This is a genomic window from Paraburkholderia solitsugae (genome assembly GCF_013177695.1).
GTDB classification, from domain to species: Bacteria; Pseudomonadota; Gammaproteobacteria; order Burkholderiales; family Burkholderiaceae; genus Paraburkholderia; species Paraburkholderia solitsugae.
In genome coordinates, this window is sequence record NZ_WOEY01000132.1 from 21702 (window position 1) to 44436 (window position 22735).

General features: G+C 61.9%; 22 protein-coding genes. 18 read left to right on the forward strand and 4 right to left on the reverse strand.

All coding sequences use genetic code 11. The annotated features are described in order from the left end of the window. Positions 1-119 precede the first annotated feature (119 nt). From GNZ12_RS33930 to GNZ12_RS33940, 3 genes are read right to left on the reverse strand one after another with little or no spacing between them, the layout of a single operon-like run. A complete protein-coding gene (locus tag GNZ12_RS33930; RefSeq protein WP_172316367.1) occupies positions 120-1133 on the reverse strand; it encodes an ABC transporter permease in 1014 nt (337 codons plus the stop codon). Beyond that, positions 1114-2601 (reverse strand): sugar ABC transporter ATP-binding protein, encoded by a 1488-nt coding sequence (locus GNZ12_RS33935; RefSeq protein ID WP_172316368.1) that lies wholly within the window; start codon positions 2599-2601, stop codon positions 1114-1116. Before GNZ12_RS33935 ends, GNZ12_RS33930 begins: the two co-directional genes overlap by 20 nt. A gap of 3 nt (positions 2602-2604) precedes the next feature. Further along, complete coding sequence (locus GNZ12_RS33940; RefSeq protein ID WP_172316369.1) at positions 2605-3681, reverse strand: LacI family DNA-binding transcriptional regulator; 1077 nt, start codon at positions 3679-3681, stop codon at positions 2605-2607. Positions 3682-3976: 295 nt separating this feature from the next. Between GNZ12_RS33940 and GNZ12_RS33945 the strand changes: the two genes are divergently transcribed. The 8 genes from GNZ12_RS33945 (at position 3977) to GNZ12_RS33980 (ending at position 10450) form a co-directional block, all read left to right on the forward strand. Continuing rightward, positions 3977-4630: a protein-L-isoaspartate O-methyltransferase family protein gene (locus GNZ12_RS33945; protein ID WP_172316370.1), complete on the forward strand. Its 654-nt coding sequence runs from the start codon at positions 3977-3979 to the stop codon at positions 4628-4630. A gap of 59 nt (positions 4631-4689) precedes the next feature. Beyond that, positions 4690-5013: a rhodanese-like domain-containing protein gene (locus GNZ12_RS33950; protein ID WP_172316371.1), complete on the forward strand. Its 324-nt coding sequence runs from the start codon at positions 4690-4692 to the stop codon at positions 5011-5013. 13 nt (positions 5014-5026) lie between these two features. Then, a complete protein-coding gene (locus GNZ12_RS44680) occupies positions 5027-5209 on the forward strand; it encodes a hypothetical protein (protein WP_172316372.1) in 183 nt (60 codons plus the stop codon). Positions 5210-5372: 163 nt separating this feature from the next. Continuing rightward, complete coding sequence (locus GNZ12_RS44685) at positions 5373-6302, forward strand: TolC family protein (RefSeq protein WP_328806101.1); 930 nt, start codon at positions 5373-5375, stop codon at positions 6300-6302. A gap of 316 nt (positions 6303-6618) precedes the next feature. Next, entirely contained in the window at positions 6619-7095 is a 477-nt protein-coding gene (locus GNZ12_RS33965; RefSeq protein WP_172316373.1) for a DUF2844 domain-containing protein, read from the forward strand. A 25-nt stretch (positions 7096-7120) separates the two neighbouring features. Next, a complete protein-coding gene (locus GNZ12_RS33970) occupies positions 7121-8443 on the forward strand; it encodes a DUF3443 domain-containing protein (protein ID WP_172316374.1) in 1323 nt (440 codons plus the stop codon). A 186-nt stretch (positions 8444-8629) separates the two neighbouring features. After that, positions 8630-9082 (forward strand): DUF2844 domain-containing protein, encoded by a 453-nt coding sequence (locus GNZ12_RS33975; RefSeq protein ID WP_172316375.1) that lies wholly within the window; start codon positions 8630-8632, stop codon positions 9080-9082. Between the two features lie 33 nt (positions 9083-9115). Then, complete coding sequence (locus GNZ12_RS33980) at positions 9116-10450, forward strand: DUF3443 domain-containing protein (RefSeq protein WP_172316376.1); 1335 nt, start codon at positions 9116-9118, stop codon at positions 10448-10450. Between the two features lie 95 nt (positions 10451-10545). Here GNZ12_RS33980 and GNZ12_RS33985 read toward each other — a convergent pair whose 3' ends face one another. Further along, positions 10546-11877 (reverse strand): aspartate aminotransferase family protein, encoded by a 1332-nt coding sequence (locus tag GNZ12_RS33985; protein WP_172316377.1) that lies wholly within the window; start codon positions 11875-11877, stop codon positions 10546-10548. Between the two features lie 350 nt (positions 11878-12227). Here GNZ12_RS33985 and urtA point away from each other — a divergent pair, with 350 nt between their 5' ends. From urtA to ureC, 10 genes are all read left to right on the forward strand, one after another. Continuing rightward, positions 12228-13526 carry an urea ABC transporter substrate-binding protein gene (urtA, locus tag GNZ12_RS33990; RefSeq protein ID WP_172316378.1) on the forward strand — a complete coding sequence of 433 codons (1299 nt, stop codon included), beginning with the start codon at positions 12228-12230 and terminating at the stop codon, positions 13524-13526. A 141-nt stretch (positions 13527-13667) separates the two neighbouring features. Continuing rightward, positions 13668-15293: an urea ABC transporter permease subunit UrtB gene (gene urtB, locus GNZ12_RS33995; RefSeq protein WP_172316379.1), complete on the forward strand. Its 1626-nt coding sequence runs from the start codon at positions 13668-13670 to the stop codon at positions 15291-15293. A gap of 1 nt (position 15294) precedes the next feature. Continuing rightward, positions 15295-16479 carry an urea ABC transporter permease subunit UrtC gene (urtC, locus tag GNZ12_RS34000; protein WP_172316380.1) on the forward strand — a complete coding sequence of 395 codons (1185 nt, stop codon included), beginning with the start codon at positions 15295-15297 and terminating at the stop codon, positions 16477-16479. Further along, the gene (gene urtD, locus GNZ12_RS34005; protein WP_172316381.1) at positions 16476-17339 is read left to right on the forward strand and encodes an urea ABC transporter ATP-binding protein UrtD; all 864 of its coding nucleotides are present in this window, start codon (positions 16476-16478) and stop codon (positions 17337-17339) included. The genes urtC and urtD overlap by 4 nt, the downstream gene beginning before the upstream one ends. Positions 17340-17395: 56 nt before the next feature. After that, positions 17396-18088, forward strand: a complete 693-nt coding sequence (gene urtE / locus GNZ12_RS34010) for an urea ABC transporter ATP-binding subunit UrtE (protein ID WP_120303490.1) — start codon at positions 17396-17398, stop codon at positions 18086-18088. A 174-nt stretch (positions 18089-18262) separates the two neighbouring features. Then, positions 18263-19144: an urease accessory protein UreD gene (locus tag GNZ12_RS34015; protein WP_172316382.1), complete on the forward strand. Its 882-nt coding sequence runs from the start codon at positions 18263-18265 to the stop codon at positions 19142-19144. A gap of 227 nt (positions 19145-19371) precedes the next feature. Next, entirely contained in the window at positions 19372-20175 is an 804-nt protein-coding gene (locus GNZ12_RS34020; RefSeq protein ID WP_172316383.1) for a transporter substrate-binding domain-containing protein, read from the forward strand. Between the two features lie 171 nt (positions 20176-20346). Beyond that, positions 20347-20649 (forward strand): urease subunit gamma, encoded by a 303-nt coding sequence (ureA, locus tag GNZ12_RS34025; protein ID WP_074286085.1) that lies wholly within the window; start codon positions 20347-20349, stop codon positions 20647-20649. Between the two features lie 18 nt (positions 20650-20667). Beyond that, complete coding sequence (locus GNZ12_RS34030) at positions 20668-20973, forward strand: urease subunit beta (RefSeq protein ID WP_172316384.1); 306 nt, start codon at positions 20668-20670, stop codon at positions 20971-20973. Between the two features lie 55 nt (positions 20974-21028). Next, positions 21029-22735 carry an urease subunit alpha gene (gene ureC, locus GNZ12_RS34035; protein ID WP_172316385.1) on the forward strand — a complete coding sequence of 569 codons (1707 nt, stop codon included), beginning with the start codon at positions 21029-21031 and terminating at the stop codon, positions 22733-22735.

Below are 22735 nucleotides of genomic sequence, written 5' to 3' on the forward strand. Positions count from 1 at the left end.
TCTGGCCCCCATGCAAAGCACTTACTCTGGTCCCATGCAACATCGTTGCGTTATGAGGCGTTCATGCACCCCGATTCTGGAACTTGCCGTTGTATCCCTTGAAGCTCAACGCCTACCACTTACCGCCGTCCGCGCTGCACAAACGCGACGAAGATAATCACCACGCCCTGCACCGCCGCGTTCAGATACACGCTGATGATGCTGGTCAGATTCAGAATGTTGGCGATCACCGAAAGCAGGATCGCGCCGATCACCGTACCGACCACGCGCCCTTCGCCGCCCTTCAACGCAGTGCCGCCCACCACCACCGATGCAATCGCTTCGAGCTCCCACAGCAAACCGGTGGTCGGCGTGGCCGAACCGAGCCGCGGTACGTACAGCACCGTTGCCACGCCGACACAGATGCCGAGCAACACGTACGTAATGATCTTCACGGTATCGACGCGGATCGCCGCGTAGCGCGCGACCTGCTCGTTGGAACCGATCGCTTGCACGTGGCGGCCGAACGCGGTGCGGTTGAGGATCAACGCGCCACCCGCGGCGACGACCAGAAACACCCAGATCGGGACCGGCACACCAAACAGACTCGCGTAGTAAACCGGCCCGTATAAGTCGGACAGCGAGTTATCCAAAGTCAGCGCGCCGCCATCCGCGAGCCATGTCAGTACCGCGCGAAAAATCCCCAACGTGCCCAACGTAACGATGAATGGCTCGATGCGCCCCTTGGTAATCAGCAGCCCGTGCGCGCAGCCGAACAATCCACCAAGCACCAGCGCGAACACAATGCCGAGCGTCACAATCAGCAAAGGCGCGAGCGTATGGCCGCCGACACCCGCAGCAAGTCCGTTCATCAGCCAGATCATGCTGCCCGCGATCAGCGCCGCCATCGACCCGACCGACAGATCGATGCCGCCCGAAATGATCACGAAGGTCATGCCGACCGCGATGATGCCGATGAACGAGGTGCGCGTGAGCACGTTCATCAGGTTGTCGAGCGTCGCGAAATCGTGGTTGAGCAGCGTGCCGACGATGCACAACACGATCAGCCCAACGAGCGGCCCGAGTGCATACAGACGATGCGCGAAGCGCAACGCACGGCCGGATTGGACGGCTTCAGTGGGTGCCGGTCGCATGGGCGATCAACTCCTCTTCGGTCAGATGCTCGAGCGTGAGCGTGGCTTGCAGGCGTCCCGCGCGCATCACGGCGACGCGGTGACACAAGCCGATCAGCTCGATCAGTTCGGATGAGATGACGATCACCGCGCGGCCCTGCGCGGCGAGACGATGGATCAGGAAATAGATGTCGCGTTTCGCGCCGACATCGACGCCGCGAGTCGGCTCGTCGAGCACGATCACGTTCGGATCGGGCTGCAGGAACTTGGCGAGCGCGAGCTTCTGCTGATTGCCGCCGGAGAGCATGCGCGCGCGGCTCGATAGATCGCCCGTGCGAATGCCGAAGTCGCTCACGGCTTGCGTCAAGGCTGCGCGCCCCGCTTTCATATCGAGCAGCGGATGCGCGTAGCGTTCGAGCGTCATTAGCGTGACGTTGTCCTGCAGGCTTAGATTCACATGCAGGCCTTTGCCTTTGCGATCTTCGCTCAGATAAGTGAGGCCGTGACGCATGGCGTCGCGCGGGCTTTTCAGATCGGCGCGGCGGCCGGCGATCTCGATGTGGCCCGCCGTGCGTTTGCGCAGGCCGATGATCGCTTCGAACGCTTCGGTGCGACCCGCGCCGACGAGGCCGGCAAAACCCAGCACTTCGCCGGCGCGCACCTCGAAGCTCAGATCTTCCACCCAGTCTGGTACGGCGAGACCGTCGACTTTCAACGCGATCGGCGCGTCGGCGGGCACGGCGATCTTGTCGGGGAACATATCGGACACGTCTCGCCCGACCATCAGATTCGCCATCTGCTGCCGCGCGAGTCCCGCGGTTTCGCTGCGCGCGACGAAGCGGCCGTCTCGCATCACGATCACTTCGTCGGTGATGCGCTCGACTTCATCGAGCTTGTGCGAGATGTAGACGATGGTCACGCCATCGGCTTTCAGCTTCGCCATCAGCGTGAAGAGGCGTTCGGTTTCGGAGGGCGTGAGCGTGGCGGTCGGTTCATCCATGATGAGCAAACGCGCGCGGCGCGACAGCGCCTTGCCGATCTCCACCATCTGCTTTTCCGCGACGATCAACTCGCGCACTTTCGTATCCGGCGCTTTCTGAAGGCCTACCTGCGCGAGATAACGTGCGGCTTCAACTCGCATTGCCGCGTCGTCGACGAACCAGCCGCGCCTTTTTTCATGACCGAGATACATGTTCTGCGCGATCGTCAGATGCTCGGCAAGATTGAACTCCTGGTGAATCAGCACGATGCCGGCCGCTTCCGCATCGCGCGAACCGATGAACTGCTGCGCGTGGCCGTCGACCAGCAAGGTACCCGAGGTCGCCGTTTCGTAGCCGGCGAGGATTTTCATCAGCGTCGATTTGCCCGCGCCGTTCTCGCCGAGCAAACCGTAGATGCGCCCCGGCGCCAGCTCGAAGCTCACCCCGTGCAGCACGCGCACCGGCCCGAAGTCTTTGCGGATATCGTCGAAGCGAATGGCGAGGCTCATGGCTCACGCGCTCCGGCGAATCACAAGCCGATGCGGCAGCAGCACGCCCGGCACGTTCGCCAACGGATTCGCGAGCCGCTGCAGCAGCAGGCGCGCGGCCGTTTCGCCGAGTTCGCGCATTGGCTGGGCAATGGTGGTCAACGGTGGATCGATTTGCGCGGCAAGGGAAATATCGTCGAAGCCGACCACCGCGACATCGTCCGGCACGCGCTTGCCGACGTTGCGCAAGCCATGGATCACACCGATCGCCAGCGTATCGGAAACGGCGAAGATCGCGCTCGGCGCGTCAGGCTGCTGCATCAGCAAAGCTGCCGCCGATGCGCCCGCCTCATAGTCGAGACTGTTCAGGTTCATGCGCCAGCGCCCGTCCGGCGTAATGCCCGCTTCGGTCAACGCGTCCAGATAGCCTTGCTGACGCTGCCGCGCGTACAGATAGTTGACATCCGAATTGATCAGCCCGATGCGCCGATGGCCGCGCGCGAGCAGATGCCGCACCGCGTCGCCCGCCGCCCGATAGTTGTCGATGCCCACATACGGCACGCCCATCGCCGGATCGAACTCGCAGCACGCGACCCAAGGCAGCGCGCTGGATGCCTCACCGAGCGCCTGCTGGATGGTGGCGGGATCGAGGCAGATCGCGCCATCCGCGCGGCGGCGGCGCAGCAGATCGAAATAGCTGCGCTCGCGTCCCGGATCCGCACCTGTGTCGCAGAGCAGCATGAAGTAGCCGTGCTGACGCGCGACGCTGTCGATACCGCGCACGATCTCCGCGTAGAAGGGGTTGCCGACGTCAGGCACCATCGTCAGCAGCAGGCGACTTTCGGCGGTACGCAGGTTGCGCGCGAGTTCGTTGACGCGATAGCCGCTGGCGTCGACCGCCGCCAATACCTTGTCGCGCGTCGCGGGCCGCACGTTCTCGTGGCCGTTCAGCACGCGCGACACGGTCGCCACCGAGACGCCCGCCTGCTCCGCCACCTGGGCAATCGACAGACCCTCCGCCGGCCGCTGCGGCTGACCCTCAGGCTGCGAGCGAGTCTTCGACGACGTCGCGGGGGCTGCTTTGGACACCGACTTGGACAAGTTAATTCGCCTGGAAAATGTAATCGATTACATTTTTGAACGATGGAAGCGGGAATCGCAAGGACGGATCGCTAGGGATTAACACGGGGGCGAGCAGGTATGGCGAGAGCTGGTCCAGGGTGCGGCGCTGCGGCGCACTGCCCGCGACGGCGTGGATTCGCGCCGCCATTTGGTACAATTCCGCAGTTACCCTGCCGTGGCCTGCATACCGGGTTGAACCCCGGCGTTGTACCCTGAGGCCGCCGGTCAGTGGCAAAGAATCGCAAACTCGCCAAACCACACTGCCGAATCCACCATGAACATCGAGCAAGCGCGTTTCAACATGATCGAACAGCAGATCCGCCCCTGGGAGGTGCTCGACCAGGACGTGCTGAATCTGCTCTCGATCGTCAAGCGTGAAAACTTCGTCCCCCCCGTCTACCGCGATCTGGCCTTCGTCGACTTCGAAGTGCCGCTGCCGGCCGGCCAGCACATGCTGGCGCCGCGCGTCGAAGCGCGCGTGCTGCAGGAACTGGCGATGAAGAAACACGAAAGCGTGCTCGAAATCGGTGCGGGTTCGGGCTACATGGCTGCCCTGCTCGCGCATCGCGCGCAGCACGTGCTGACGGTCGATATCGAACCGGAACTGGCTGAACTGGCGAAGAACAATCTCATCGCCAACGGCGTGCTGAACGCCGAAGTCGTCACGGGCGACGCCTCGCGCGGCTGGGCCAACGCCGCACCGTATGACGTGATCTGCGTATCGGGCGGCCTGCCGGTGCTGCCGCAGGAAATCCTCGAACATCTGAAGGTCGGTGGCCGTCTGGCCGCTTTTGTCGGTACCGCGCCGGTCATGAAGGCGCAGGTCATCACGCGTATCGACGAGAAGCAGTACCGTATCGCCGACGTGTTCGAAACCTATGTCGAGCCGCTGATTAACGCCGTGCAGCCGCCGCGCTTCAAGTTTTAATTCGCACGTTTTTCTGGACGGCCGGCACGCCGCCGTCCTCTGAACTGGATGTCCTGCTGATGCAAAATCTGACCGCTCCCGCACTCGCCGAATGGCTCGCCGATCAATCGCGCACCGCACCGGTGCTGCTCGATGTGCGCGAACCGTGGGAAATCCAGACGGCGTCGATCGCCGGCGCCGTGTCGATTCCGATGCGTGAGATTCCCGCGCGCAGCGAAGAACTCGACGACGACGCGCAAATCGTCTGCGTGTGCCATCACGGTGCGCGCAGCGCCCAGGTCGCGATGTTCCTCGAATCCCGCGGCCACACCAACGTCTTGAATCTGCAAGGCGGGATCGACGCGTGGTCGCGTCAGGTCGATCCGTCCGTTCCTACCTACTGATCGCACGGTTGCGATGATCCGCCAGCGAGTGCCGGCCCTCGCGGCCGCTCTGGCGCTTGCTTGCGCAGTTCTCGCGGGTCTTCCGATCACGGCGCACGCCGTCGGCCTGTCCCAGCTTTACGACGAAGCGCTCTCGAACGACGCGCAGTTGCAAAGCGCGCGCGCGGCGCTGGCCGCCAATAGCGGATTGTGTTGAAAAAGTCGCCCGTGGTTCGGAATGTTCGGTATCCTGGAAGACATTGATCGACGGGAGTGATCCGTCATGATGGGTCTATACGACGATCACTGATACGAACGAAGCCCAGGCTAAATACGATCAGGCGATCTCGCAGGAAATTGCCGCGCAGAACGATCTCGCGGTGAAGCCGGCGGCGTTGCAGCAGATTGTTGGGCATCCGGTCGAGCAAGTGGACGGATTGGCCGCCGGCGCGCCGCTGCTGCCGCCGCCCGTGCCCGCCGACATTAATCTGTGGGTCGATGCGGCCACTGACGCGAACTATCAGGTCGCGTTGAAGCAGATCGCACTGGAAACCGCGCAGCGCGAGACCTCGAAAACCAAGGCCGGCCATCTGCCGACCGTCGACCTCGTCGCGAGCCGCTCGCGCAGCAGTCTTGGTGCGGCCGGCGCGGGTAACTTCGGTGGCAATTTCGGCGGCGGTTTTGGAAGCGGTGCGAATACGCCGGCGCCGGGCACACCGGCGCTCGCTGCGGAACTGGGCAACCTGGGGTCCACGTACACGAACAGCACGATCGGCATGCAGGTCACGATCCCGATCTTTGCGGGCGGTGCAACGCAAAGCCGTGTGCGTCAAACGCTCGCACTCGAAGACCAGGCTGCTGCCGATCTCGATACGGCTCGGCGCAATGCCGCGCTGTCGGCGCGGCAGGCCTTTCTCGGCGTGATGAGCGGGCTCGCGCAAGTGCGCGCGCTGCAGACCGCTGAGCGATCGGCGAACACCTCGCTTGAATCGAATCTGCTTGGCTATCAGGTCGGCGTGCGTATCAATATCGACGTGCTCAATGCGCAGGATCAGCTTTTCTCGGCGCGCCGCGATCTGGCGAAGGCGCGTTATGACACGCTAATCAACAGCCTCAAGCTGAAGGCTTCCACCGCTAATCTCACTGACCAGGACGTGCTCCAGTTAAGCGCGCTGCTCTCGCCGGTCGACGATGGTTCGTTGACCGCGCTTCCGCAGGTACCGACGGTGCCGCATCCGGGTATCGCGGCTAAGGGCGCTGCTGGCAAGCTTGGACGACGGACTATGCCGAATGCGGCAGCGCCGCAGTAAACCGGTTCGTTTCATTTTTTTCGTTGCCCGATTGACCCTTTGCCCACGCAGCGCTTCACTCGTTGCGCGGGTGGGCTATCTGCGGCTTGTCGATGGTTGCCTGTTGTCCATGGTTACTTGTTGTCGCGGTCTGCTGACGGTCGCTATTTGCCGACGCATGTGACGCTTCGCACATCCTCAAAGTGCTGACCGTTCTCGACCTCCCCGACACCGCCCCTTCAATGCGATCCTTCCGGTCTGCGCCGCTGAATTTTCGTACGGTTTCCTGAGCTCAGCCCGGGCACCATGCTCCGACCATTTTTGGAGGAGCAAGGTGATGAAAGCTTTGAAGATCGCGATGCTGGCGGCAACGCTGTTGCCGCTTGCGTCGTATGCGGCTTTGGGCGGTGCGCCGAGCTCCAGTTCATCCTCTCCGTCAATGCTGCGCGCCACGCCAAAGTCTGCCGCCGCTGCAAGCATGGGCGCGGCCAGCACAACCGCCACGGCGCCCTACTCCGTGCGCGAGTCGCTCGACGCCGACGGCGTCACGATCCGCGAATACGTGCTGCCCAGCAATGTCGTGTTTGCGGTCACCTGGGACGGGCCGATACGGCCGGATATGAAGGCGCTGCTCGGCAGCTATTTCCCCAACTACGTGAACGCGGGTGAAAGCCGTGTGCGCGGGCCCGGCCCCTTGGTCGAAGGCAATGACGACTTTCGCGTCGGGTCCGCCGGCCGCCTAGGCCGCTTCTACGGCGTCGCCTACCTCCCTCGCCTGAAACCCGCCAGCGTCCGCCCGGGCGATCTGAAATAAGACGTCCACCGAGTTACGGAAAAATATGAAAACAATTCACAAAACGTTCTGGGCGGCCATGACGGCTGCCAGCGTTCTACTTGCGGCTTGCGGCGGTGGAAGCAGCGGAAGCAACAGTGACGGCAGCTCCATCGGCTGGAACGCCACTCCCGACTGGATCACCCCGCCCAACGGATCTGGGAGCACCAGCGACTCGGGTAACGCCGGCTATACGAGCAACATCAAAACCGACAAGAACAATACGGTAACAGTTCGCGTCGACAACTCGATGGGCAGCATCAACATGCTGTACACCTCGATCCAGGTGTGCGCGCCCGACACGCAGGGCAAAGGGCCGTGCGTGACCGTCGACCGCATGCTGGTCGACACCGGGTCGACCGGCGTACGCATTGCGGCCAGCGCGCTGCAGTCGCTCAATCCACAGTTGCTCACGCAAGCCGGTGCTCCCGACGATGGTACGGGTGTCATCCCGATCGCCGAATGCATGCCGTTCGGCTCCGGCTTCACATGGGGCTCGGTCAAGCGCGCAGACATCACGATCGGTAACCGGACGGCGAACAACATTCCGATCCAGGTGATCGGCGACGGCGCATTTACCACGCCGGCAGAGTGCGTTGCGCGCGGTGGGGCCGACCTCAGCACCGTCAAGAGCCTAGGCGCCAACGGTATCCTAGAAGTTGGACACTTCACGCACGACTCAAAGGATGCGCTGACGAAGGCGGTACCTGGGCTCTACTACTACTGCCCGTCGGCGAATTCCTGCGTCAGTACGAGCATGCCGTATACCAAGCAGGTGATGAACCCCGTTGCAGCGTTCGACGCCGATTACAACGGCATCGTCATCCGCTTGCCGGCGATTCCAGCGGGTGGCCAGGCGGGAGTCTCCGGTCAACTGATATTCGGCGTTGGCACCCAGTCGAACAATACGCCACCGACCAATGCCAACATCTTTGCACTCGACGAGTACGGCACTATGACGACCCAGTATCACGGCGCCGTGCTTAACAGGAGCGTGATCGATAGCGGTACGAATGGGTACCTGTTCCCAGATGACGCGATTCCCACGACTTCCGAGTGGGAGTGGTACACGCCATCGAGCCCGCTCAACCTGACGGCAACGATCGAGCCCACCGACGGTTCCAGTTCGCCGGTTAACGTGACCTTCCCGATCGACAACGCCCTGAACCTGATGGCAAGCGGTAACGCTGCGTACAACAACGTCGGTGCGTACTCCCCGTACAGCCGCCAGTTCCTCTGGGGCCTGCCGTTCTTCTATGGCCGCAGCGTGTATACGGTGATCGGAAACGCCAAGATCGGTAAGCTGACCGGACCGTTCGTCGCGTTCTGACGATTGGGTGTGTCTTGTTTGGGAGGCGGCGTCGTGAGGCGCCTGCCTCCAGCTTTGTTATCTCCAGCCATCGCTCGGAAGCTGCCGAATCGCACCGGTGTTTCCTACTCACGGTTGAGACTTTTCAGACACTCTCATTAATCGCCCGCAGGCAACATGCTCCGACCTGTTTTCTGGAGCAATGTGATGAAATTTGTAAAGATCGTCTTGGCCGTGTCGGCGCTTTTGCCGCTCGCGTCATATGCGGCGTTGGGTGGGGCACCGGGCGCGGGCTCGGCCCCGAAATCCTTGCTCCAGTCGGCAGCGCCTAATTCCTCTTCGGCATCCACTGCGGCTTATACCGTGCGCGAATCGCGTAACGCCCACGGCGTCACGATTCGCAAATACGTGCTCCCTACCAATGTCGTGTTTGCTGTCACGTGGCAAGGGCCAGTGCGCCCCGACATGACCGCGTTGCTTGGCAGTTATTTTCAGACTGCGGTCTCAGCAGCCGAAAACCGCCCACGCGGCACAGGTCCATTGATCGAACGCAGCGGCGACTTCCAGATCGAGTCGGTGGGCCGAGCAGGGAGCTTCTTCGGTAAGGCAGTTTTGCCGCGCCTCGTGCCTGCCAGCGTCCGTGCTGACGATCTGCAGTGACACGGCACATCGATTTCACGGGATACAAGAAACATGACGACCCTCAATAAGAAACTTTGCTTCGCGCTGCTAACGGACAGTTTGGCTCTTTCAGCCTGCGGTGGTGGCGGCGGTGACGCCGGCGACTCGAATGCGACCAAGGACAACGAAAAGCCGGCGACGCCGACTCCTACACCGACTCCGACTCCGACTCCTACACCGACTCCGACTCCGACACCGACTCCGACTCCGACTCCGACTCCCGTCGCTGACGTCAATACGATACCGATCATAGTCGAACGGTGGACAGGGAATTTCCCCAATCAGCCATACGCGACCGTCACCATCTGCATCCCTGGTGCACAGGGTGCAAACCAATGCGCAACAATCGACCACATGTTGGTTGACACCGGTTCAGCAGGTGTACGTGTCTTGGCAAGCGCCTTGGGCTCGGCACTCGCCGGCCGCCTGCCAGCGCAGACCGGCGCAACCGACGACCCAACCAGCGGCGCACCGATTGCTGAATGCACGCAATTTTTATCCGGATATACGTGGGGCCCAATCAAGCGCGCCGACGTAACGATGGGCGGTAAGATAGCGGGCAACCTGCCGATCCAGGTCATCAGCGACGGGTCGTATGCGACGCCGTCAGATCGCTTGTCGAATGGGCTCTCGAATCTAGGCACAGCGGCCGGTCTCGGTGCCAACGGTGTGATCGGCATCAGTTCCGCAGTGCGCGACTGGCCGCGCGCAGCCCAAGTCGCCTTGTCAGCAACCTACTACTATTGTCCATCGACAAGCTCGTGCAAGGGTACGCGCATACCGCTCGACACTCAGGTCATGAATCCGGTCGCCAACTTCACGTCGGACAACAACGGCACGATCATCCGCCTGCCCGCGTTGCCGTCAGGTGGGCAGGCAAGCGTCACGGGCGAACTGGTGTTCGGAATCGGCACGCAGCAGAACAATGCATTGCCGTCGAATGCCAATATTATTCCGCTGAACGGCGACGGCTTCTTCACGACCGTGTATAAGGGCGGCACGTTCGTCCAAGGCGCTATCGATAGCGGTTCGAACACTAACACTTTCCGGGACGGGACGATCCCATTCGATCAGTGGTACCGTTACACGCCGTCGACCACACTGAGCCTGTCCGCCGCACTCAAATCCGGCAGTAGCGTGACCGCCCCAGTAACCATACCGTTCCAAGTGGCCAATATGGCCAATCTGATGGCAGGCCAGTACGCCGAGCATGGCGATCTCGGCGTATATACGTCGTCCTCCAGTTACTTTATCTGGGGGTTGCCGTTCTTCTACGGCCGCAACGTGTACACGGTATTGAACGGCTCCCGCGCAGGCACGCAAACCGGCCCGTTCGTCGCCTTCTGATTGACCTTCGGACGCGCACATATAGCACAAAAGGCCGGCGCTGTAAGGCACCGGCCTTTTGTCTTTCTGCTTGAAGACTGTGTCCTACCCAACCCCTAATCCGTCTCCTTCAAAACCTCGGCCACCGTCTTGAAGATCTCATCGATCTGCGCCTCTTCAATAATCAAAGGCGGCGAGAACGCCAGAATATCCCCCGTATAGCGCGTCAACACCCCCTTCTCGAAGCACCGTACAAAAACATCATAAGCACGCGCCCCAGGCGCTCCAACGCGCGGCGCTAATTCCACCCCACCCACCAGTCCAAGATTACGCACATCAATCACATGCCGCTCGCCGCGCAACTTGTGAATCGCATTCTCGAAGATCGGCGCCATCCGCGCCGCCCGTTCGAACAGTTGTTCCCGCTCATACAGATCGATCGTCGCGCACGCAGCGGCAGCTGCGATCGGGTGTCCTGAATACGTATACCCATGAAACAGCTCAATCCCAGCCGGCGCGCCATTGACGATCGAGTCATGAACCTTCCCGCTAGCCGCCACCGCCCCCATCGGCGCGGCCGCATTGTTAGTGCCCTTGGCCATCGTCAACATATCCGGCGTCACACCGAAATACTGCGCCGCGAATGGCGCCCCTAAACGTCCCCAGCCGGTGATCACTTCATCGAAAATCAGCAGGATGCCGTGCTTGTCGCAAATCTCGCGCAGCCGCTGCAAATACCCTTCCGGCGGAATCAGCACACCTGTCGAACCCGCAACCGGTTCAACAATCACCGCAGCAATCGTCGACGCATCGTGCAGCGTAACTAGCCGCTCCAGTTCATCGGCAAGATGCGCACCCCACGCCGGCTGCCCTTTTGAAAACGCCGCCTCCTTGATATTCAGCGTATGCGGCAAATGATCGACCGCCGGCAGCAACCCACCCGAAAACGCCTTGCGGTTCGGCGCAATGCCACCCACCGAAATCCCGCCAAAGCCCACACCGTGATAACCACGCTCGCGCCCGATAAACCGCGTGCGCTGCCCTTCGCCACGCGAACGGTGGTACGCCAGAGCAATCTTCAGCGCGGTATCCACCGCCTCCGAACCCGAGTTCACAAGGAAGATGTGCTTCAGATCCCCGGGCGTATGCCGCGCGATTTTCGTCGCGGCTTCGAAAGCCTTCGGATGTCCCATCTGAAACGTCGGCGCGAAATCCATCTCCGCCGCCTGCGCCTGCACGGCCGCCACGATCTCGTCGCGGCAATGTCCGGCATTGACGCACCACAGCCCGGCGGTGCCGTCGAGAATGCGCCGGCCATCGTGTGACGTGTAGTACATCCCCTTCGCGCTCGCCAGCAGCCGCGGCGCGCTCTTGAACTGGCGGTTCGCGGTAAAGGGCATCCAGAACGCGGACATATCAGGTGTGTTGACGCTGGCGCGCTCATTCATGTCGTGTCTCCTTGCGTGCGTGGCCTTTCAGTGTAGGCAGAGCGCGGCGCATGCACAAAGGAGCAGCGGTCTTGCACCGCCGACGCCCGCTGGCCGATGGACACGCTTCGTTGCGGCGCGGCACGCACCTGAACGAAGCGCGCGCCATGCTCCTGCACCAATTTCGCGCCATGTTACGCATAACTTACGTCTCGCATCACCGCGCCGCAGCACGCAATTCGCGGACTTCGAGTCGAAATTACTACATGGCATGTGCCTTGCAGTACAGAAGCGGCAAGTCATGCGGGATAAGCCCTGCTGGCTGAAATCGACGCCCATAAACAGTCACCATCAATGGCAAGGGGAAATACATGAAACGTCGCAGTCTGTTGAAGTTCGGCTCCATGTCGGGCGCATTGGCGCTTGCTGGTCAGGTTCCGTTTGCGCAGGCGCAATCGGATAGCGGTCCGATCAAAGTAGGCGTTCTACATTCCTTGTCAGGCACGATGGCGATCTCGGAGACATCGCTCAAAGACACCGCGCTGATGACCATCGCGGACATCAACAAGAACGGCGGCGTCATGGGCCGCCAACTGCAGCCGGTGGTGGTCGACCCGGCGTCGAACTGGCCGCTGTTCGCTGAAAAAGCACGCCAGCTGATCACCCAGGAAAAGTGCGCCGTCGTGTTCGGCTGCTGGACCTCGGTGTCGCGCAAGTCGGTGCTGCCAGTGTTCGAAGAACTGAACGGCCTGCTGTTCTACCCGGTGCAGTACGAAGGCGAAGAAATGTCGCGCAACGTGTTCTACACGGGCGCCGCACCGAATCAGCAAGCGATTCCGGCAACCGAATACCTGATGAGCACGGAAGGCGGCGGCGCCAAGCGCTTCTTCCTGCTGGGCACCGACTATGTGTACCCCCGCACGACCAACAAGATCCTGCGCGCGTTCCTCAAGTCGAAAGGCGTGCAGGATGCCGACATCCAGGAGGTCTACACGCCGTTCGGCCACAGCGACTATCAGACCATCGTCGCGAACATCAAGACCTTCTCGCAGGGCGGCAAGACTGCGGTGATCTCGACCGTCAACGGCGACTCGAACGTGCCGTTCTACAAGGAACTCGGCAACCAGGGGCTGAAGGCGTCCGACGTGCCGGTCGTCGCGTTCTCGGTCGGCGAGGAAGAACTGCGCGGCATCGATACGAAGCCGCTGGTCGGCAATCTCGCGGCATGGAACTACTTCATGTCGCTGCGCAACCCGACCAACGAGAAGTTCAAGAAGCAATGGGCTGCATGGGTCAAGGACAACAACCTGCCGGGCGGCACCAAGCGCGTGACCAATGACCCGATGGAAGCGACTTTCGTCGGCATCCATATGTGGAAGCAGGCCGTCGAGAAAGCGAAGAGCGCTGACGTCGACAAGGTGCGCGTGGCGATGATCGGCCAGACGTTTGCCGCGCCGTCGGGCTTCACGCTCGAAATGGATGGCAATCACCATCTGCACAAGCCGGTGATGATCGGCGAAGTGCGCGCCGACGGCCAGTTCAACGTGGTGTGGCGAACCAAGACCGCGATTCGCGCGCAACCGTGGAGTCCGTTCATCGCCGGCAACTCGAGCAAGCCGGATGTGGTCAGTTCGATTCCCGCATTCCTGAAGCGCTCGCGGGTTGCCTGAGCCTAAGCCTGAACCTGGGCAGAGCCGAGGCTGAACCGCTGCTCTGCCCGGCAGGACGCTGCAAGTCGCAAGACAACGGCGCGAAACCAGTGCATCACCGTGATGCCGCGCCGCATCGCCGGTTCTTCTTCAAAGGCCATCATGGCGTTTTCACTTCTGAAATTTGCACGACGCAGCATCGGCGGCCTCGCGCTCGCGCTTATCGTTAGCGCGCCGCTGGCCGCCTTCGCGCTCACGCCGGCCGATGTCGCACCGCTCGCCGGTGACGACTTCGACGCGAAATCCGCGGCAATCGACAAGCTGATTGCCAACCACGACAAAGAATCGCTCGCGGTGCTCAAAGCCCTGTCCGAAGACAGCGCGCTCGCCACCGATTCCGGCGAAGTGCTGCTGCAAGACGGTGACACCGCGCGCGATGCCGTCACCGGTAAAACCGTCGCTGCGGGCGACGCGCAACCAGTCACCCTGAACAACCTGCTGCGCTCGAAAGTGGCCGGCGCGCTCTCGGGTCTGCAACTCGATTCGCCCGACGTCGCCACACGCGCCGCCGGCATCACCGCGCTGCTGCAAAATCCGGATCCATCGATCAAACCCCTCGTCGATGCGGCGCGCGCGAAGGAAACCGACCCGGCGCTCAAGAAGCGCCTCGACACGCTGTGGGCGATGACCGCGTTGCACGACGCCGACCCGGCCAAGCGTCTCGAAGCCGTACAACTGGTCGCCGCGCGGCACGATCTCGACATGAACGAACTGCTGCGTCCGCTCGTTGCGAAGAAACCGGATGGCACGTTCAACGAAACCGACGAGCGGGTTCGCGCCGCCGCGCAAAGCGGCATCGACGAACTCGATTCGATCCAGCGCCGCAGCCAGATCGCGGGCACGCTATTCGCGGGCTTGTCGCTCGGCAGCGTGCTGCTGCTCGCTGCCTTGGGCCTCGCGATCACGTACGGGCTGATCGGCGTGATCAACATGGCGCACGGCGAGTTCCTGATGATCGGCGCGTACGCCACCTACGTCGTGCAGAACCTGTTCCAGCGCTTTGCGCCGGGCGCGTTCGACTGGTATCCGCTGCTCGCGGTACCGGCTTCGTTCGCCGCCGCCGGGCTGGTCGGTATCGTGCTCGAACGGCTGGTGTTGAAGCACCTCTACGGCCGTCCGCTCGAAACGCTGCTGACCACCTTCGGGGTCAGTCTGATCCTGATTCAGGCGACACGCATGCTGTTCGGCGCGCAGAACGTCCAGGTGATCAACCCGGCATGGATGAGCGGCGGCGTAACCGTGCTGCCGAATCTGATCCTGCCGTACAACCGGCTGGCAATTCTGGCGTTCTCGCTGATCGTCGTGGGGATTGCGTGGGCTGTCCTGACTAAGACCCGTCTGGGCCTGTTCGTGCGAGCCGTCACGCAAAACCGGCGGATGGCCGCGTGCGTCGGGGTGAAAACCGCACGCGTCGATACCTATGCATTCGCGTTCGGCGCAGGCATTGCCGGCCTGGGTGGGTGTGCGCTGTCGCAGATCGGCAATGTGGGCCCCGACCTCGGCCAGAGCTACATCATCGATTCGTTCATGGCCGTGGTGCTCGGCGGCGTCGGCCAACTCGCCGGCACGGTGATCGGCGGCTTCGGGCTCGGGCTCGTCAGCAAGGCGATCGAACCGTTCTGGGGCGCAGTGCTCGCCAAGATCGCGGTGCTCGTGCTGATCGTGCTGTTCATCCAGAAGCGTCCGCAGGGGATGTTCGCCCTCAAGGGCCGTAGCGCGGAGGCATGAGATGACATCGGCTACCTCATCGGCTCACGTCGGCTCAGCGAGCAGTGGCGCTTCTGCCGGACGCGAAGCGCAGTCCGGCTTCGCGCTCGGCTTGCCGCCGCGTCCTGCATTGCTGTCACGCCGCGCGTGGCTCGCGCTGATCGCGTTGATCATCGTGTTCGGTCTCGGCGTGCCATTCGCCACGCTGGTGGTGCCGGAAACGAGTGCGTTCCATCTGTCCGCGTATGCGATGACGATCACCGGCAAGTTCATGTGCTACGCGATCGCCGCGCTGGCACTCGATCTCGTGTGGGGCTACTGCGGCATTCTGAGTTTGGGACACGCGTTGTTCTTTGCATTGGGCGGCTACGCGATCGGCATGTACCTCATGCGCTCGATCGGCCACGAAGGCAAGTACGGCAGCGACCTGCCGGACTTCATGGTGTTTCTCGACTGGCACCAACTGCCGTGGTACTGGCAAGGCACGCAGCATCTCGGTTACGCGCTGCTGCTGGTGGTGTTGGTACCGGCGGTGGTCGCGTGGGTGTTCGGCTTCTTCACGTTCCGTTCGCGGGTGAAGGGCGTGTACCTGTCGATCATCACGCAGGCGATGACGTTTGCCGCCATGCTGCTGTTCTATCGCAACGAAACGGGTTTCGGCGGCAACAACGGCTTTACCGACTTCAAGCGTATCGGCGGTTTTCCGATTACGCATCCGGGCACGCGCACTGCCCTTCTGCTGATCACGTTTGCCGTGTTGATCCTGGCCTTTATCGGCGCGCGGGCAATCGTTACGTCGAAGCTCGGCCGCGTGGTTACTGCGGTACGCGATGGCGAAACGCGTTTGATGTTCCTCGGCTACAGCCCGCTCGCGTACAAGTTGTTCGTGTGGACCGTCTCCGCCATTTTGTGCGGGATTGCTGGCGCGTTGTATGTGCCGCAGGTCGGCATCATCAACCCGGGCGAGATGTCGCCGGGCAACTCGATCGAGATGGCGATCTGGGTTGCGGTGGGTGGACGCGGCACGTTGATCGGACCGATCATCGGCGCCTTCGCGGTAAATGGCGCGAAGAGCTTTTTTACGGCGAACTTCCCTGAATACTGGCTGTTCTTTCTTGGCCTGATTTTCGTGCTGGTCCCGCTGTTGTTGCCGAACGGCATCATGGGGCTGATCGAGATGGTGACCCGCAAGAGGAACCATTCATGAACGAAAACCCGATGGTTCCTGATCTTGCATTGCCTGAAGAGCCTGCTGAACGGTCGTTGAGCGGCGTCGCCAGCATGGGGCACGCGGTGGTGCCGGGCGAGATCGATATTTCGCATGGGACGATTCTGTACCTTGAAGACGTCACGGTGAGTTTCGATGGGTTTCGCGCGTTGAACGCGCTGACTTTATCGATCGACGCGGGTGAGTTGCGTTGCATCATCGGGCCGAACGGCGCGGGCAAGACGACGATGATGGATGTCATCACCGGCAAGACGGAGCCGGATTCCGGCAAGGTTTTTCTGGGGCAATCGATCGATCTGACGCGGATGAATGAGCCGTCTATTGCGCGTGCCGGGATTGGGCGCAAGTTTCAGAAGCCTACTGTTTTTGAGCAGCATCCTGTGTGGGAAAACCTTGAGTTGGCTATGAAGGCTGACAAGGGATGGTGGGCTTCTTTGCGTGCGCGGCTCGATCGTGAGGCGCAAGCGCGGATTGAAGAGACGCTGGCTTTGATTGGCTTGGAGAGCGAAGCGCGGCGGCTTGCCGGTGAGTTGTCGCATGGGCAGAAACAGCGGCTCGAGATCGGGATGTTGCTGATGCAGCAACCGGCGCTTCTGTTGCTCGACGAGCCGGCTGCGGGCATGACCGATGACGAGACCATGCAATTGGCGGAGCTGCTCAATCACTTGCGTGGGAGTTGTTCGATGATGGTTGTCGAACACGATATGGAGTTTGTCGCGGCGCTATCGGGTGAGAAGGGGAAGGTCACGGTGATGGCCGAAGGGAGGGTTCTCGCCCACGGCACGCTTGATGAGGTGAAGAGAGATGAGACGGTGATCGAGTCTTATCTCGGGCGGTGATGGCCGCAATCAAACCACGGCCGCAACAAGCCACCAGAATTCAAGGATCGATCGACATGCTAGAAGTGGAAAACCTGAACCAGTACTACGGCGGCAGCCACATTCTTCGTGATGTGAAACTCACGGTGCCCGATGGCAAGCTCACCGTCCTGCTGGGTCGCAACGGCGTGGGCAAAACAACCTTGCTTCGATGCCTGATGGGTGTCGTCCAAACCAAGAGCGGCTCGATCGCCTGGCGCGGCGCGCCGATCACCAAGCTGCCGACCTACTCGCGTGTAGAAAAAGGCCTCGCCTACGTCCCGCAAGGCCGTGACATCTTCCCGCGGCTAACCGTCGAAGAAAATCTGTTGGTCGGCGCTGCCAGCAAAAAGGCCCCGAAGAAAATCCCGGATCGCATTTACGAACTCTTCCCAGTCCTGAAGGACATGCGCAACCGCCGCGGCGGCGACCTCTCCGGCGGTCAACAACAACAGCTCGCGATCGGCCGTGCGCTGATGAGCGATCCACAATTGCTGATCCTCGATGAACCCACCGAAGGCATCCAGCCGTCGATCATTCAGGACATCGGCCGCACGCTGCGTCAACTGGTCGAAGAAATGGGCATGACCGTGCTGCTCGTCGAACAGTATTACGACTTCGCCAAGGAAATCGCTGATCGGTATTGGGTGATGAGCCGCGGTGAAATCGTCGCGGGCGGCGAAGGCGCCAACATGGATACGGACGGCGTGCGTGCATTGATCGCCGTCTGACCGGCACAAACAGCACAAGCGGCGCAGCGTGCTATTCTCGCCGCATCCTGTGGCAACGCGGCTCGTCGTTGCCTAACGCGTGCGGGCACGCTGCGCATTGACGCGTCTGTTGCCGCGTCCGTTACTGTGCCCAATACCGCGCCCAGCCGCTCATTCATTCGCAAGTCCGCTCGCATGTCGCTTCACGAAAATCACGCTGCACTCGCCACCGCGCAACCGACCGCGCACTCGCAATGGCGTGCGCGCCTCGAACTCGGCTTCGTCAAAGAGGGCGAGCGGACCACGCTCAAGCATCGGCTGCATGACGGGCCGTTGCGCGTGCAACGGCCGCTCTATCCGGAAGGCCATGCGATCTGCCACGCAGTGATCGTGCATCCGCCGGGTGGAATCGCGGGCGGCGATCAGCTCGATATCGACGTGGATGTCGGCGACAGTGCGCACGCCGTTATCACCACGCCCGGCGCAACCAAGTGGTACAAGTCCAATGGCCGTGCGGCACGGCAGAATATTGCGGTGCGCGTCGGCCCTCAGGCGAAACTCGACTGGTTGCCGCAAAACAATATCGTTTTCGATCACGCCAACGCAATGCTGGATTTTTCGCTGACGCTTGGTCAAGGGGCGACCGCAATTGGGTGGGATGCGACTCAACTTGGGCGGCAAGCGGCAGGTGAGCGGTGGTCGAAGGGGCAGTTGCGAGCCGTATCGCGGATCGTTGGGGCGAATGGCGAGGCGCTGTGGCTTGAGCGTGCGAGCCTCAGCGCGGAAGATTCATTGCGGGATGCCGCGCAAGGGCTTGCCGGGTTTCCTGCGTATGGGACGCTCTGGGCGGTCGGGGCGGCCTGTGATGATGCACTCGCTGAAGCGCTCACTGCCCAGCTACCGTTTGATGATTCGGTGCGGGCGGCGGCTTCCTGTGTCACTGAAGGGGTTTTGCTCGTGCGAGCGGTTTCGCGGTCTATGGAGACGCTGCAGCGTGCTTTGACCAAGTGCTGGCTTCAGTTGCGCCCGGTCGTGCATGGCGTCGACGCTGTGCCACTTCGAATCTGGTCGACCTGATTAGCTCGACATAGGCGCCTGGTAGCGCAGCGTGCCTTTCACCTTCGTAAGACGTCACGGGCACCAATCCGGCGCATCCGACTGCTCCAAGTCGGTGCGCCATCGTGTCGTTCGCCCCTCCCGCCCACGCTGCACCGGCATGGCACATACCTTGCATCGAAATCCCCCACGATGTTGCCGCGTCCTGACGGCAGCCGACCGTTTCTCGCCACCACCGCTCACATCACATGACCCGATCGACCCTTCGCCCCGCGCGTCGCGCCTGGCTTGCCGCCCTATTGCTCTCGCCCGTCCTCGCCATCCATGCGCCCGCCGCTCACGCGGATACGCTCGACAACATCGCCAAAGCCGGTGTGCTCAAAGTCGCGGTTCCCGAAGACTATCCGCCGTTCGGTTCGGTCGGCGCGGATATGAAGCCGCAAGGCTATGACATCGACACCGCCGCGATGCTCGCGAAATCGATGAACGTGAAGCTCGAACTCGTGCCGGTCAACAGCGCGAACCGCATTCCGTATCTGCAAACAGGTAAGGTCGATCTGGTGATCTCGTCGCTCGGCAAGACGCCTGAACGCGACAAGGTCATCGACTTTTCGACGGCCTATGCGCCGTACTATCAGGGCGTGTTCGGTCCCGCCGACATCAAGGTCACCGGTCCCGCCGATCTCACCGGCAAGACGGTCGGCGCCACCCGCGGCGCGCTCGAAGAAATCGCCCTCACACAAATGGCGCCGAACGCCACCATCAAGCGCTTCGAAGACAACAACGCGACCATCGCCGCGTTTCTCTCGGGTCAGGTGCAGTTGATCGCCGCCGGCAATATCGTCGCCGCCGCGATCAATGCGAAGAATCCGCCGCGTCGTCCGGAACCTAAGTTCGTTATAAAGGATTCACCATGTTTCGTCGGCATGAACAAGAATGAAAGCCGGCTGCTGGCGAAGGTCAACGCCGCCATCGCCCAAGCCAAGGCGGACGGCACGCTAAACACGATGTCGAAGAAGTGGTTCGGCGCGCCCTTGCCGACCAACCTGTAAGCGGGTCGTTAATTCAGCTTGATATCTTTGTAAGCTGATCTGGCAGTAAGCTTGTCGCGGTTCGTTTCGTGTCGCATTTCGAGCGGCCGCAATGGCGCAAACGAAGCGCGACCCCGGTCGCATCCGACGCCGGTCCTGGCTGGGACCGGCGCAACCCTACCCACACATCCGATGAAGCTGACACCTCGCGAGAAGGACAAGCTGCTGATCTTCACCGCCGCGCTGCTCGCCGAACGGCGCCGCGCACGCGGCCTCAAACTGAACTACCCGGAAGCGATCGCCTTCATCAGCGCGGCGCTGATGGAAGCGGCCCGTGACGGCAAGACGGTCGCCGAAGTCATGCACTACGGCACCACGCTGCTGACGCGCGCCGATGTGATGGAAGGCGTGCCGGAAATGATCCCCGACATCCAGGTCGAAGCCACGTTCCCCGACGGCACCAAGCTCGTCACCGTTCACCACCCGATCCCCTAATCACGCAAGGGCAGCCCCATGATTCCCGGCGAACTCCTCATCGACGACGGCGAACACGAACTCAACGCGGGCCGCACCACCATCACGGTGGTCGTGTCGAATACCGGCGACCGGCCGGTGCAGATCGGCTCGCACTATCACTTCTATGAAGTGAACGAAGCGCTTTCCTTCGATCGCGAAGCGGCACGCGGCTTCCGCCTGAACATCGCGGCGGGTACCGCCGTGCGCTTCGAGCCCGGCCAGGAACGCACCGTCGAACTGGTCGAACTGGCGGGCGACCGCGTCGTCTACGGCTTCAACGGCAAGGTGATGGGCAAGCTTTGATGCGCCACCCGCGCGCGCCTGCTCTGACCGACCTGCTCATTTCCGGATCCACACCATGTCATTACTTATTGGCCGCCGCGCATACGCGGAAATGTTCGGCCCCACGACCGGCGACCGCGTACGCCTCGCCGACACCGAATTGCTGATCGAAGTCGAACGCGACTTCACGACCTACGGCGAAGAAGTGAAATTCGGCGGCGGCAAAGTGATTCGCGACGGCATGGGCCAGTCGCAACGCGTGCATGCCGACGTGGTCGATACGGTCGTGACGAATGCGGTGATTCTCGATCACTGGGGCATCGTCAAGGCCGACATCGGCATCAAGAACGGCCGCATCGCCGCAATCGGCAAAGCGGGCAACCCCGACATCCAGCCTAACGTGACGATCGCGATTGGCGCGTCCACCGAAGTGATCGCGGGCGAAGGCCTGATCGTGACGGCGGGCGGTGTCGATACGCACATCCACTTCATCAGTCCGCAGCAGATTGAAGAAGCGCTCGCGAGCGGCGTGACGACGATGCTCGGCGGCGGCACCGGTCCGGCAACGGGCACGAACGCGACGACGTGTACGCCGGGTCCGTGGCATCTCGAACGCATGCTGCAAGCGGCCGATGGTTATCCAATGAATATCGGCTTCCTCGGCAAGGGCAATGTGAGCCAACCGCAACCGGCACTTGAACAGATCGCCGCAGGCGCGATCGGTTTGAAGCTGCACGAAGACTGGGGCTCGACGCCGGCGGCCATCGACAACTGTCTCTCTGTTGCCGACGATACCGACACGCAGGTCGCGATCCACACGGATACGCTGAACGAAGCGGGTTTTGTGGAAGCGACGGTGGCCGCGTTCAAGGGCCGCACGATCCACACGTATCACACGGAAGGCGCAGGCGGCGGCCACGCACCGGACATCATCAAGGTGTGCGGTGAAGCGAACGTGCTGCCCTCCTCCACGAATCCGACGCGCCCGTACACCGTCAACACGCTCGAAGAACATCTCGACATGCTGATGGTGTGCCACCACCTGGACCCGTCGATTGCGGAAGATATTGCCTTTGCCGAGTCGCGTATCCGTCGCGAGACCATCGCTGCCGAAGACATCCTGCACGACCTCGGCGCGTTGTCGATGTTGTCGTCGGATTCGCAGGCGATGGGGCGCGTGGGGGAAGTCATCATCCGCACGTGGCAGACCGCGCACAAGATGAAAGTGCAACGCGGCGCGTTGCCTGAAGACAATGCACGGCACGACAACTTCCGCGCGAAGCGTTACGTCGCCAAATACACGATCAACCCGGCCATCACGCACGGGATCTCGCATGAAGTCGGCTCGATCGAGCCGGGCAAGTGGGCGGATCTGGTGTTCTGGGAGCCGGCGTTTTTCGGCATCAAGCCGTCGTTGATTCTGAAGGGCGGCATGATCGCGATGGCACAAATGGGTGACCCGAACGCGTCGATTCCAACGCCGCAACCGGTCCACTATCGCGAGATGTTCGCCACGCGTGGCGGTGCGCTGGGACGCACTTCCCTGACTTTCGTTTCGCAGATGGCCGAGGATGCGGGCGTCGGCGAACGCTATGGCCTGAACAAGCGTATTGTTGCCGTAAAGAACTGCCGCAATATCACGAAGGCCGACATGAGTCACAACGCGTGGCGCCCGGCGATTAGCGTCGATCCGGAAACTTATCAGGTGATCGCCGACGGTCAATTGCTGACCTGCGAACCGGCCACCGTGCTGCCGATGGCGCAACGTTACTTTCTGTTCTAA